At 59.4% G+C, this 11632-nt stretch carries 12 protein-coding genes; 1 reads left to right on the top strand and 11 read right to left on the bottom strand.

Annotated elements, in window-relative coordinates; genetic code table 11:
- Positions 1 to 54 precede the first annotated feature (54 nt).
- The 4 genes from ABIZ35_RS05160 to thrC form a co-directional block, all read right to left on the bottom strand.
- Positions 55 to 294: an NIL domain-containing protein gene (locus ABIZ35_RS05160; RefSeq protein ID WP_348218802.1), complete on the bottom strand. Its 240-nt coding sequence runs from the start codon at positions 292 to 294 to the stop codon at positions 55 to 57.
- Positions 295 to 579 carry a ubiquitin-like small modifier protein 1 gene (locus tag ABIZ35_RS05155; protein WP_348218801.1) on the bottom strand — a complete coding sequence of 95 codons (285 nt, stop codon included), beginning with the start codon at positions 577 to 579 and terminating at the stop codon, positions 295 to 297.
- A 61-nt stretch (positions 580 to 640) separates the two neighbouring features.
- On the bottom strand, positions 641 to 1363 hold the full coding sequence (locus ABIZ35_RS05150) for a chlorite dismutase family protein (RefSeq protein ID WP_348218800.1): 723 nt from the start codon (positions 1361 to 1363) through the stop codon (positions 641 to 643).
- Positions 1364 to 1376: 13 nt separating this feature from the next.
- Positions 1377 to 2645 carry a threonine synthase gene (gene thrC / locus ABIZ35_RS05145; RefSeq protein WP_348218805.1) on the bottom strand — a complete coding sequence of 423 codons (1269 nt, stop codon included), beginning with the start codon at positions 2643 to 2645 and terminating at the stop codon, positions 1377 to 1379.
- Positions 2646 to 3123: 478 nt separating this feature from the next.
- Between thrC and ABIZ35_RS05140 the strand changes: the two genes are divergently transcribed.
- Positions 3124 to 4743 carry an ABC-F family ATP-binding cassette domain-containing protein gene (locus tag ABIZ35_RS05140; protein ID WP_348218799.1) on the top strand — a complete coding sequence of 540 codons (1620 nt, stop codon included), beginning with the start codon at positions 3124 to 3126 and terminating at the stop codon, positions 4741 to 4743.
- Between the two features lie 165 nt (positions 4744 to 4908).
- On the opposite strand, the gene ABIZ35_RS05135 is transcribed toward ABIZ35_RS05140, so the two are convergent.
- From ABIZ35_RS05135 to ABIZ35_RS05105, 7 genes are all read right to left on the bottom strand, one after another.
- Positions 4909 to 6144, bottom strand: coding sequence for an AI-2E family transporter (locus tag ABIZ35_RS05135; protein ID WP_348218798.1), 1236 nt, complete (start codon positions 6142 to 6144; stop codon positions 4909 to 4911).
- Between the two features lie 74 nt (positions 6145 to 6218).
- Positions 6219 to 6767, bottom strand: coding sequence for a DUF2721 domain-containing protein (locus tag ABIZ35_RS05130; RefSeq protein ID WP_348218797.1), 549 nt, complete (start codon positions 6765 to 6767; stop codon positions 6219 to 6221).
- Between the two features lies 1 nt (position 6768).
- The gene (locus ABIZ35_RS05125; protein ID WP_348218796.1) at positions 6769 to 7851 is read right to left on the bottom strand and encodes an isocitrate/isopropylmalate family dehydrogenase; all 1083 of its coding nucleotides are present in this window, start codon (positions 7849 to 7851) and stop codon (positions 6769 to 6771) included.
- A gap of 37 nt (positions 7852 to 7888) precedes the next feature.
- Complete coding sequence (locus tag ABIZ35_RS05120; protein ID WP_348218795.1) at positions 7889 to 8725, bottom strand: sugar phosphate isomerase/epimerase; 837 nt, start codon at positions 8723 to 8725, stop codon at positions 7889 to 7891.
- A 23-nt stretch (positions 8726 to 8748) separates the two neighbouring features.
- On the bottom strand, positions 8749 to 9300 hold the full coding sequence (locus ABIZ35_RS05115; RefSeq protein WP_348218794.1) for an NUDIX hydrolase: 552 nt from the start codon (positions 9298 to 9300) through the stop codon (positions 8749 to 8751).
- Positions 9301 to 9373: 73 nt separating this feature from the next.
- Positions 9374 to 10390, bottom strand: a complete 1017-nt coding sequence (locus tag ABIZ35_RS05110) for a DUF3866 family protein (protein ID WP_348218793.1) — start codon at positions 10388 to 10390, stop codon at positions 9374 to 9376.
- Positions 10391 to 10392: 2 nt separating this feature from the next.
- Positions 10393 to 11544 carry a M20/M25/M40 family metallo-hydrolase gene (locus ABIZ35_RS05105; protein WP_348218792.1) on the bottom strand — a complete coding sequence of 384 codons (1152 nt, stop codon included), beginning with the start codon at positions 11542 to 11544 and terminating at the stop codon, positions 10393 to 10395.
- Positions 11545 to 11632 lie beyond the last annotated feature (88 nt).

The following is an 11632-nucleotide window of genomic DNA, read 5'->3' as shown; positions in this document are numbered from 1 at the left end:
ACAACGGCCCGGAATCGCATTGCGATTCCGGGCCGATTATTGTCCTGGCGTCTGTTAGGCGACGACGGCAAGCTCCAGCGGGGAGACGAACACGCCAATGGTGTTCAGGTCCGCGATGGCGCGCTGGATCTCTTCGCCCGTACCATTGAACGCGACCTGCGCCCAGCCGGCTTCCTCGGAGATGTTCGCGCGTTCGATCACCGTGACAACTTCGAACTTTTTGCCGATATTGTAGATGATGGGCATGTTCGCCATTAGTGAATTGAATGTCAGATTGAAACGTTCGACAGCCATTTAGCAGTCCTTCCCGCCGGCGATCGCCGGTACGATCGATACTTCGTCGCCATTCTTAACGGGGGTATCGGCGCCTTGCAGGAACCGGATATCCTCGCCGTTGACATAGATATTGATGAACCGGCGCAGAACGCCGTCTTCGGAGCTCAGACGATTGCCCATGCCGGGATATTCACTTTCGAGTGATTGGATCAGCTCGGCGATCGTGCCCTCTTGTGTCTCCACGGTATCCTGGTTCGCCGTCAAACCCCGAAGCGGCGTGGGGATCAGTACGCTGACTGCCATTTTACGATTACTCCTCTTGATAAAATCTTGCGGCGTTCATCGCCGCGAACTCAAAAATAAACTAAACGCCGCTGATATGCGCAAGAAGTTCGCCGATGGCCTGCTGCGTGCAGGTGATGATCGGCGTGTCGCGCTGCGTGAACAAGCTGGACTCGGTCTCGCGCAGGCCCTGCACCAGGTCCAGGAAGTCAGCCGGATGGTCGGTTTCGAACGCGACGACGAAGTCCTGGTCGTCCAGACCGAACGAATACGTGGTGTTCAGCTTCACCGATGGGTATTCGTGTCCGAACTTGATGTGCTGGCGCATGATGCGCTGGCGCTCTTCCTTGTCCAAAATATACCAGGGGCGGGTCTTCACAAACGGGTACACGAAGAGGTACTTGCCGCCGCCGATCACGATCTTATTGCGGACGCTTTCCTGACCTTCGTGAACGTGGTCGTCCACATAGATGCTGGTCTTGGTCATCGCCAGAAACGAATACGGAGTCTGAAGATACTTGCCGAGATGCGTGCGTCGCATTTCGGTCGCCATCTTCTCGAAGTCGTCCAGGCTGTAGGAGATGCGCCAGAGCAGGAAGTCGGTTTCGGCCCGTACACCAAACGTGGTGTACGGGTAGACCAGGATCTTGCTCTGCCAGGATTCCAGAACTGCCGTCAGCTCCGCGACTCCCGCCTTGCGCGTTTCCTCATCCAGCAGCAGATAGGCAGGATCCAGTTTATAATAAGCGAAATTGACGAACTGCCGGGGCAGCTTCGCGTTCTCTTCGGCGACAACATTTGCCATAAGTACGTTCTCTCTAAGCGGTCACGAGCGGCCGGCCCGGCTTCGCGGCCAGTCCGCGCTCCGAAAGGGCGATCTCCAGCGACGCCAGCGACGGCGAGATCGGGATCGTTTGACCGATCTTGCCGACCACGGCGTCGATCGTCTTCATGCCGTTGCCGGTGATACAAATCACGACGCTCTCGTCGCGCGGAATGCGGCCCTGTTCGATTAATTTTCGGGTGACCGCGACGGTAACGCCGCCGGCGGTCTCGGTAAAGATGCCTTCGGTCTTCGCCAGCATCGAAATTCCTTCGACAATCTCTTCGTCCGTGACGTCTTCGGCCCAGCCGCCCGACTTATTGCAGGTCTCGGCGGCGTAGTAACCGTCCGCCGGGTTGCCGATGGCGATGGACTTGGCGATGGTGTTCGGGCGCACCGGCTTCATGATCTCCGTCTGTTCCTTGACCATGGTGGAGATCGGCGCGCATCCCGTCGCCTGCGCCACATACATCTTGGTTTTGACTTCGTCGATCAGACCCAGCTTGTGGAACTCCTGGAACGCCTTGTAGATCTTGGTGACGAGCGAGCCGCCGGCGGACGGGCAGACGACGTGCTGCGGTGTCTTCCAGCCGAGCTGCTCGGCGATCTCGTAGCCGAAGGTCTTAGAGCCGTCGCCGTAGAACGGGCGCAGGTTCACGTTCGCCAATCCCCAGCCATACTTGCCGGCGACTTCCGAGCAAAGCCGGTTGACTTCGTCGTAATTGCCCTGGACGGAAAGGACGTTGGCGCCGTAGATCAGGGTGCCGACAATCTTGCCCTGCTCCAGGTCATGCGGAATGAAGATATAGGACTCAAAGCCGCCCTCGGCCGCGTGGGCCGCGACGGAGTTTGCGAGGTTGCCGGTGGACGCGCATCCGACGATGTCAAATCCGAACTCGCGCGCCTTGGAGAGAGCAACCGCGACGACGCGGTCCTTGAATGAGAGGGTCGGGTGGCTGACGGAATCGTTCTTGACGTAGACTTCGCCGGTCAAGCCAAGCGCCTTCGCCAGATTGTCCGCCTTGACCAGGGGGGTGTAGCCGACATGCTTGCCGACGGTGGGTTCGCCGTCGAGGGGCAGCAGGTCCTTATAACGCCACATCGTGAGCGGACCGTCTTCGATCAGCTCACGCGTGATCTTGGGACCCGCAGTGTAATCGTACTGGACTTCCAGCGGTCCGAAACACAGTTCGCAAACGTGAATCGGGGCCTTGTCGTACTGCTGTCCGCATTCGCGACAGCGCAATCCTAAAACTTTCGCCATGAAGTGACGGCCTCCTGAGCTCTGGTGTTCGACCGACGCGAAGTCATTTTCCTCGCGGGTCAAATTGGCGACAGGCATTCTCGCACGAAATGCCTCCCGCCCCTGCACAAGGACGAGAGGCATTTGTCACCTTCGTGGTACCACCTTGTTTCGCGGGCTCCTCGCGGCGCGCCGCCTTGACGGGTGCAAGTGATGCGCGTATGAGCGCACTCTTTCGACCCTAGCCCAATCACGGGAGCCCCCCGGAGTGAACTACTCAGCCTCACGGCCTTTCCCTCACCCAGCTCGAAAGTCATTTCCGCCGCGCGTTTCGCCCCGGTTCTCAGCTGCCCCAGGTCTCTGTCTGCGATCCGCTAACGGCGTACTCCTCTTCGTCAACGCCTTTAACTGCTAATTTTGGTATTATTATACTGGCGGCTGGCGCGCATTGTCAAGAGATATGCGCCGCAGACCGCGAGAGTTTGGTGAAGAGGTCTTTATGAGTTTTATCCGTCTGAACAATGTTTCCGTGCGCTACGACGAACGCGTCGTGCTCCGCGAGGTCTTCTTTCGCTTGCAGGCGGGCGACCGCGTCGGCTTTATCGGCAAAAACGGCGCCGGCAAAACTACTCTGCTCAAATTAATATTGGGGCAGCTTGAGCCTACTGAAGGCAAGGTCGAAGTCGATCAAAACGTGCGCATTGGCTACTTCTCCCAGTTTTCTGAGCTAGATGACGAGACGTCCGTTCAGGAAGTGCTGGAAGGTGTCTTCTCCGAAATCCGCGCCGTCGAAGCCGAGATCGACGATATCGGAATTAAGCTTTCTGATCCCGATCTGGATATGGACGACATGGATCCTCTGCTCGCCCGGCAGGCCCAATTGCTGGAAGAAATGGAGCGGCGCGACGGCTGGAACTACCATACCGCTATCAACACTGTCCTCTCGAAACTCGGCTTCAGCGAAGAGCATCGGCATCGCCCCGTCCAGCAGCTTTCCGGCGGCTGGCGCAACCGGGCGAGCCTCGCCAAGATCCTGCTGGAAGAGCCCGATGTCCTCTTGCTCGACGAACCGACGAACTTCCTGGACTTGGAAGGCGTGACATGGCTTGAGGGCTGGCTGCAGAAGATGCGCGGCGCGTATCTTGTCGTCTCGCACGACCGGCACTTCTTGGACCGCGTCGTGAACAAGATCGTTGAAGTGGAGAATTACCATCTGCACGAATACGACGGCGACTACACGACCTATATCCGCGAGAAGCCATTTCGCTTAAAGACGCTGCAATCGCAGTTCCAGCATGAAGAAGAGATGCTGGCGATCGAGGCCGATACAATCGAAGCGCGAAAACAAGACGCGGCCAATCCCAGCCAGGCCCTGCGCCGCCGTCTCGCCGATGTCAAGAAGCGCGCCGAGCCGCGCCCCGCCGATGTGATCGTGACGGATATCTACGACAGCCTGCGCGTCCCAGAGAAGTTATTCAGCGCCGAGAAGATTTCTAAGGCTTACGGCGATCAAACCCTGTTCACCGATTTGACGTTCGAGATGAACAAATCCGAACGTCTGGCGATCATTGGCGCCAACGGCAGCGGCAAGTCGACGCTTCTGCGCCTGATCACCGGCGAGGAGAAGCCCGACGATGGCCGCGCCGCCTGGGCGAGCGGCGTGAAATTCGCCTACTTCAATCAAGTGCTGGCCGAACTGCCGCCCAACGACACCATTTCGCACGCTGTCAACGTCTATGAGATGGCGAATAACGCCCGCCGCAAGCAAGTCCATCGATTTCTTGGCCTGCTGCAATTCTCCGAGATGGACATGAAGCAGAAAATCAGCGCTCTTTCCGGCGGCCAGAAAGCCCGAGTCGCCCTCGCCCGCTGCCTGCTCTCCGGCGCCGCCGCCCTGGTCCTCGACGAGCCGACCAACCACCTCGACGTCACCAGTATCCAGGTCTTGGAGCGCGCCCTCGTCCATTTCCCCGGCGCCACCATCGTCGTCAGCCACGACCGCTTCTTCATCGACGCCGTGGCGACGCGGCTATTGGTGTTTGAGGGAGCGGGAAAGGTGCATGCAGTGAGCGGGAACTGGACGACTTGGCATTCGAGAGCAGAAGTGCTGGCGGTGTGAGCGGCTGCCTTTCTCGTGTCCCACAGCTGGAAGCAATGGGCTAATCAGGTGAAAGCCAGCTGAAGCAGGCTGCGGAGTCAGGAATGGCGTTCGTCATAATCCGCCAGTCGGCTTGAGCCGCCTTCCCCTTGATTAGACCACTGCTTCTAGCTGTGGGAGCAGGCGTTATTTTGGCCGCTCCTTTTCCATTTGAGGCTTCTCTTCCTCACTCGGCTCATCCCCGTTGATCTGCTGTGTCTGCCCAGACTCCGTTGCCCTCACCCCCTGAGCGCGCAGAAACGGCGCGGGGGTCGGTTCGCTGAGTTTGGGGAACAGGCGCAGTAGAACGACCTGCACACTTGCGGCTACGGGGACCGACAGCAGCAGTCCCCAGAGGCCGAACAGTTCTCCTCCTAGAGTCAGCGCGAAGAGGGAGGCTACGGGATGCAGCCCTACCCCGCCGCCGACCACGCGCGGGGTGACCACGTTGTCGAAAATCTGATTGAGCAGCAGCGTGAACGCGATACCCCAACAGCCAAATTGGAAACCGCCGGCGGCGAACGCCACGATAAATGTCACGAGCGCCGTGGAAAGCGCTCCGATGTAGGGCACAGCGTAGAGCACGCCGGCGGCCGCGCCGACCAGCAGCGCGTACTTCGCGATCTCACCATGCGCGAAGGACATCGCGTAGAGCAGCGCCGTCGTCGCCGCTCCGTACATCGCGCAGACAATCAGCAGGCCGCGAAGATACCCAGTGAAGACATCGCCGATATCCGTCGCCACTTCCCCAACAGTCGCCCGACGATTTTCGGGAAGCAGGAAAAAGAAACGGGCGCGCAGGCGGTCGATATCAACCAGCATATAGAATGTCACGATCAAGGTGACAACAATTTGCAGGATCGTCGCCACGGAGCCAAGCAGAAAACCCGCCACGCCCCCCGCCGAGTTTTGCAGTACCGTCACCATCTTCGCCGAAAGCTGGCTTAATGGCGTATCGATCGTGGTTGGAAGCTTGATCGGCCCAATCTTTGGGTGATCCGTCAAATACTTATTCACTGCATCGTGCATATCCGCGATGCTTTTCGGCGCGTTCTGCGCCAATTGGCTTGCCTGATCGATCAGCAATGGGATCGTGAGGTAAGAGACGCTGATGGTGAAGAAAAGAAAGACGCCAAAGACGATCGCGACCGCGCCGATGCGGCTGATCCCCCGGCGCTCCAATCGATCGACGATCGGGTCCATCAGCAGCGCCAAGGCCGTCCCGACGACAAAAGGCGTCGCAACGGCAAGCACGGCTTTGGACAGGTGCTGGACAAAGAGCGCCATAACGTAAAGCACGGCGACGCCAAGCGCGGTATAGAAGCCCAATCGGATCAAATTACGCGGCGATGTGGAAACAGGTGTGGGTGCTGGAGAAGTCATGTTGGGCAAATTATACCCACGCGCAAGAAAAAAGCGCCAAGTCGATGCTTGGCGCTTTGTCTTTGTGGAATAAACTAATCGCTCGGCGCTTCCAGCGGCAGTATGCGGTGATGCCGTTTGCGCACGACCGCCGCCTCTTCCTTCAAGTTGGCGACCGCGAGACGCGTCTCACGAACCAGGAGAAACGTACCGTAGACTAACCCGCCCACGCCCCAGAAACCGGCGACCAGCGCGATGCCGAGCAGAATGTGGATCGCGAGGTCATGACGCCCCGTCGCCGCGATCCCGGCGCCAAGCAGAGACACGAGGCTTGCGGCGGCGAACGATCCGAGTGACGAATAAAACGACGTCAGCGCGTTCAGCAGCAGAATCGAGCGGCGCTCCACGCGGCCGAGCTGCCGAAAACGCAGCGCCATCTGCTCCGCTTTCCACTCGGCGTCCGGATGGTTCGGATCGTCCGGTTTCTGCGATTCCAGTTGCGCGGACAGCGCCCGGGCGCGGTCAATCGCCCGGGCGAAACGGTTGCTTGTACCAAGCGCCAGCACGGACGACGCATTGGTCAGCACGGCGGGCGCCGCGATCAAGGAAAGAAGCGTAAATGGGTTATCGGCAAATGTCGCCATATTACGACTGACCCATCGCCTCCCAGACCTCTACCTTGTTGCGCACGCGATGGATCACATTGTCCGTGAACTCCGTCGTCGTCGCATGGCCCATGAGGTCTGCGGTGCGGACGCCATCGTTGATCGCTTCGAAGGCGGCTTCGTAAATCGCACGCGACGCGCGGGTGGCGGCGGGGTCTTTCAGGAACGAAAGGAGCGAAGCGCCGGCGAGGATCATCGCCAGCGGGTTGGCGATATTCTTGCCTTGAAGCGCGGGCGCGGTCCCGTGCGGGGCCTCGGCCATCACGACCTTCGGTTCGAAGTTCTCGTCGAACGAAAGCAGGATCGATTCGGAGCCGGCGATGGAGCCGTAGAAGGCAAGCACCAGGTCCGAGAGACAGTCGCCGTCGCGATTTAATGCGGGGATGACCAGCGGCTCGGAGGCGCGGGCCAGCAGCAGCGCGTAGGTAGCGTCGATCAGCTGCGGCTCATAACGAACGGCGCCGAACTTCTTAGACGCCGCGTCCATCTCTTCCTTGAACATTCCTTCGTAAACGGGAGACACCGTGTACTTCGGGCCGCCGAAGACCTTGGCGTTCATCTTCTGCGCGTGTTGGAATGCAAACTCCGCCACCATGCGGCAGGTGCCACGATTGATGTGCTCGGTACGGTACGCAATCTCGTCGTATCCCGTGCCTTCGCGCCACTCCTTGGCGCCGTAGGCGTCATCCACGGCCATGCGCACGACGGACATCGGGGCGGAGACGCCGCCGACCGTCATGACGCCCGGCAGACGGCGTCCGGTGCGGACGATGACCGTGCCATCAATCTCTTCGCGAAGGATCGCATTCGGCGAACCGACATCGCCGGCGATATCCGGAGTGATCGTCGCCGCCTTGATGCCGAAGCCATGCTTCTTCATCGCCGTCGCCGCATCATGCACCACCTGGTTCTTGGTGGCGCGGCGGTTCTCCAGCGTCAAATCGTAGTGCTCGAACTTAAGATCCATTCGGATGACCGATGGATCGAGCACGCGCAGGCCTTCGAGTAACAGCTCCTGGCCGGTTTGGTCACCGTCCAGGACAACAATCTTATGTTCCGCCATATCTGCTCCCAATCCTAAATCTTAATCGAAATCTGAATTACCGGCCCATCAGGCCGTTTGCAAATTGCACCGAACGCGCCACGCCTTCCAGCGGGTCGATCTCGGCGTCGTACTCGATGTTGACCCAACCGTCAAATCCCGCTTGTTTGAGCGAAAGAATACAGTCGGCCAAATCGACATCCCCCTCGCCCAGCGGCTTGCCGACGAACTTCAATCCGTCAAGCGCCGTATAGGCGAACCCGTCATAATTGTTGGGAACGAGGTGGAAATCTTTCAGATGCACCATGGCCGCTCGGGTCGCGAGCTTATCCACGGCGTCATGCGGCGCCTCATGCACCAGCAGGAAGTTGCCGGTATCCGGGTTGGCCTTCATGGCGGGGCTTGCGACAGCCTTCAGGATCGTCTCGACCTGATCACTGCGTCCCGCCAGCTTGCCGTGGTTCTCAAGCGCCAGTGTGACGCCGTTCGCGTAAGCGTATTCGGCGGCGGCGCTCAGGCCTTCAATGATCCAGGCCAGCGCCAGATCGAAATCCACGCCGTCCTTCTGGTTGCCCGCGAAAACGCGCACTGTTTTCGCGCCAAAATGCACTGCGGAATCCACTCCCCGCTTAATAATCTCGACCTGCTCCATGCGGGCCTCGTAATCGGGATTCACGAACTCATTGGAGACCGAGTAGACGCCCACGGCGAGGCCCGTCTCGCGCAGCGCTTCCTCCACGGCCGGCAGCTCGGCGGCGCGGTCTTTCCAGAAAAAGTCGAGCAGTTCGACCCCGTCCACGCCCAGACGCTTGCATTCATGGATAAACGCCACAATATCGAAGTCGCCGGTTTTCCACGCGGCGACATAGCTCCACATACTGATCCCTAACTTCAATGTCGTCTCCTAAAACTCCGGGCCTAAAATTCCAGATTGGGAAGCAGACGCTCCACCTGGAGCAATCCGCTGATACTCTTGGCGTCCTGGATTTCCCCGGTATGGATTTTGTGTATCGCCTCCGCGAACGGCATCGTCACGAGGTCCAAAAATTCATCTTCGTCGGTTTCGCCGGAAGTCGGCTCCAGGTTATATGCGACATACACATGGATGATCTCCGTGGAGTATCCTGGCGCGACATACATGGAAAACAGCTTGTCCAGATGCCCCGCTTTATACTTGATCTCTTCGGCGAGCTCACGGTGCGCGCAGACATCGATATCCTCGTCCACCTCAAGCGATCCCGCTGGGATCTCCAGCAGCGTTCCGCCGGTCGGGCTTCGATACTGCCGGACTAAAATGACTGTGTCCCGGTCCAGCATCGGCACGACGGCGATGGCGCCCTTGTGCTCGACGATCTCTCGCTGGCTCATCTTGCCATCCGGCAGCACGATCGTATCGAGGCGCAGGTTGATAATCCTGCCGTCGTAGATGCGCTTAGTGCTTGTAACCTTCTCGGTCAGGTCTTGTGACATAGGTTTTTCCGTTCGGGAGCGTAATTTCTTCTCCATCATACCCGGGCGTATGGAGCTCTCTATCAAATAACGATCAAACTGACAGGCCGGCGCAGGCGGCGGCGGCAAAAAAGAGCGGGTCTTGGTCCTGATTTCGCCCCATCGTGGTTACCCCGACGCCCGTCGCGCGCAGGCGATCGAGCGCCGGGCCATACCCATCAATGATCCGCACATCGTGCCGATTGGGAATATCCTGGGGGGGGGCACCGCTAGGAATCGGGACCACACAGCGTGCGTATGTCAGCTCCAGGGTCGTTTGGGTGTGATGGCTGACGCCTTGATGACGCGCGCGTGCATCCCCGGAGGACATGCGGACAATGGCGATGGGGAGAGCTCCCAGGCGAGCGGCGGCGTCGAGCGCCGCTGCTTGTTCGACCCCGCTATAACCATAGCGCGTGCCGGTTCCCGCATTGCCTGGCCCCTGGCACACGATCGCGGCGTCGGCGTTCGCGACATATTTGGCCGCGAGCAGCGCCGAGTAGAGCGTTACGGTCTCATAATCGCCGCCGAAGGCCTGGCCGCAGGTGATCGAAGCCGACAAAATCCCCTGCGAGCGCGCGGCCCGAATGGTCTTGCTGAAAGCAAGCGGCAGCGCGGCGGCGTCCGTCATCACATATGCGATACGCCGAAGCCCTCGCTCCAGTAGGCCGCACGCCGCCGGCATGACCTGCGAATGGAGTTGTCCGACCAGTACGGGAAAGCCGTCAAGGCTGCGATCCCAAACCTCGCGATATGAGGGCTGCTCCTCCAGCGTAAGAACGCTGTGCTGGCATGGCAAATAACGGCCTTTGATGATATGGCCGTCTGTCGATCCCGAAACATCTGGACATCGGGTCAGATTTGCAATGACAAAATCCACGCCGCCGGTGCCCAGCTTCAGCGAGACGCCGGTGGTGTTGAGAAGTATCTCATCGCCGACTCCGGCATCCCCAGTGAGACTGCGATAGTTGACGGCGCGGCGCTCTGCGCCGTCAACCATTACCGTCAGATCCTGAGCGTCGGAATCCCATTCGGAGGCGACTGTCACCTGGCCTCTGGCCTGCGTCAGCACCGTCAGTTCTTCTCGGAGCGGCGCGCCGCCGTCTCGGTAATCGCAAGCACCAGCTGCGTGCTCGCCACCATGTCGCTGATCTTCACGTATTCGTCGTGCCGATGGATGTTGGTCATGCCGCAGCCGAGCACCGTGGTCGGAACGCCGCCCAGGTTGAAGACATTCGCATCCGCACCGCCGCCGGTCACGCGCGGAATATATTCCATCCCGATGCTTTCCGCTGCCTCCCGGCCGATTTTCAGGACTTCGTCATCCAGTCCAAGTACATATCCCTCGTATTCCCTCTCGACTTTGAATTCGACAGTCGCGCCGACCGCTTCGGCTTCCTCCCGGAAGATCGAGAGCATCAGTTCACGCTGCGCGTCCGCCTTTTCCGGATTGCGCGATCGCGACTCGCATTTTAGATAGCACTCAAAGGGAATGATGTTGGTGGCCGTTCCGCTGTGGATGATCCCGACATTGGCCGTCGTCTCCGGATCAATGCGCCCGATCTGCATTCGGGCAATGGCTTTCGCGGCGACATGGATCGCGGAAATTCCATCCTCCGGCTGCGCGCCGGCGTGCGCCGCGCGGCCACGTATCCACACTTCGAACGTATCCTGTGTCGGCGCGCTGTAAACAAACGACCCGACCGGCGGGCCAGCATCGAGCACGAAGCCATACTTCGCCTTGATACGCCGAGGATCCAGATGCTTCGCGCCGACCAGGCCGATTTCCTCGCAGATGGTCAGCAGAAGCTGGATATCGCCATGGGGAATCTGCTCTTCATGCAAAATCGCCATTGCTTCAATGATGGGAGCTAACCCGCTAATATCATCGGCGCCAAGAACCGTAGTTCCGTCAGTCCGGATAATATCGCCTTCAATGATCGGCTCTAGCCCAGGCGTCGGCTCGACGGTGTCGAAGTGAGCGGAAAAGAAGATCGGCGTGGCGCCTTCGATGGAACCCTTCTTGAACGCGATCAAATTGCCGACATTGCCGCCGACCTTCTCGCCGGCGTCATCATATTCGCAGGTGAAGCCAAGCGTCTCCAGCACATGAAAAGCGATGTCGCTGGCCGCCTTTTCCGCGCGTGGGGGCGTATTTTGTCGGGCGAGGTCCAGGAAGAGGTTGACGAGGCGATCCTGGTTGATCGCACGCGCGGTATTGGCCATAAAAACTTGCGCTCCTGGGGTGAACAGTCTTCGGCCAGTGTTCGACGGTGAGGCGGGCTTTTCCTTCGCGAGCACGGCGTGAAATTCT

The sequence above is a fragment of the Capsulimonas sp. genome, from assembly GCF_039929585.1.
Classification (GTDB): domain Bacteria; phylum Armatimonadota; class Armatimonadia; order Armatimonadales; family Capsulimonadaceae; genus Capsulimonas.
This window is presented reverse-complemented; position numbering and strand designations above follow the sequence as displayed.

Coding starts and splice junctions, on each gene's coding strand:
- ABIZ35_RS05135 (WP_348218798.1), bottom strand. CDS start 6,144: ATGACTTCTCCAGCACCCACACCTGTTTCCACATCGCCGCGTAATTTG.
- ABIZ35_RS05115 (WP_348218794.1), bottom strand. CDS start 9,300: ATGTCACAAGACCTGACCGAGAAGGTTACAAGCACTAAGCGCATCTAC.
- thrC (WP_348218805.1), bottom strand. CDS start 2,645: ATGGCGAAAGTTTTAGGATTGCGCTGTCGCGAATGCGGACAGCAGTAC.
- ABIZ35_RS05155 (WP_348218801.1), bottom strand. CDS start 579: ATGGCAGTCAGCGTACTGATCCCCACGCCGCTTCGGGGTTTGACGGCG.
- ABIZ35_RS05160 (WP_348218802.1), bottom strand. CDS start 294: ATGGCTGTCGAACGTTTCAATCTGACATTCAATTCACTAATGGCGAAC.
- ABIZ35_RS05140 (WP_348218799.1), top strand. CDS start 3,124: ATGAGTTTTATCCGTCTGAACAATGTTTCCGTGCGCTACGACGAACGC.
- ABIZ35_RS05105 (WP_348218792.1), bottom strand. CDS start 11,544: ATGGCCAATACCGCGCGTGCGATCAACCAGGATCGCCTCGTCAACCTC.
- ABIZ35_RS05130 (WP_348218797.1), bottom strand. CDS start 6,767: ATGGCGACATTTGCCGATAACCCATTTACGCTTCTTTCCTTGATCGCG.
- ABIZ35_RS05150 (WP_348218800.1), bottom strand. CDS start 1,363: ATGGCAAATGTTGTCGCCGAAGAGAACGCGAAGCTGCCCCGGCAGTTC.
- ABIZ35_RS05125 (WP_348218796.1), bottom strand. CDS start 7,851: ATGGCGGAACATAAGATTGTTGTCCTGGACGGTGACCAAACCGGCCAG.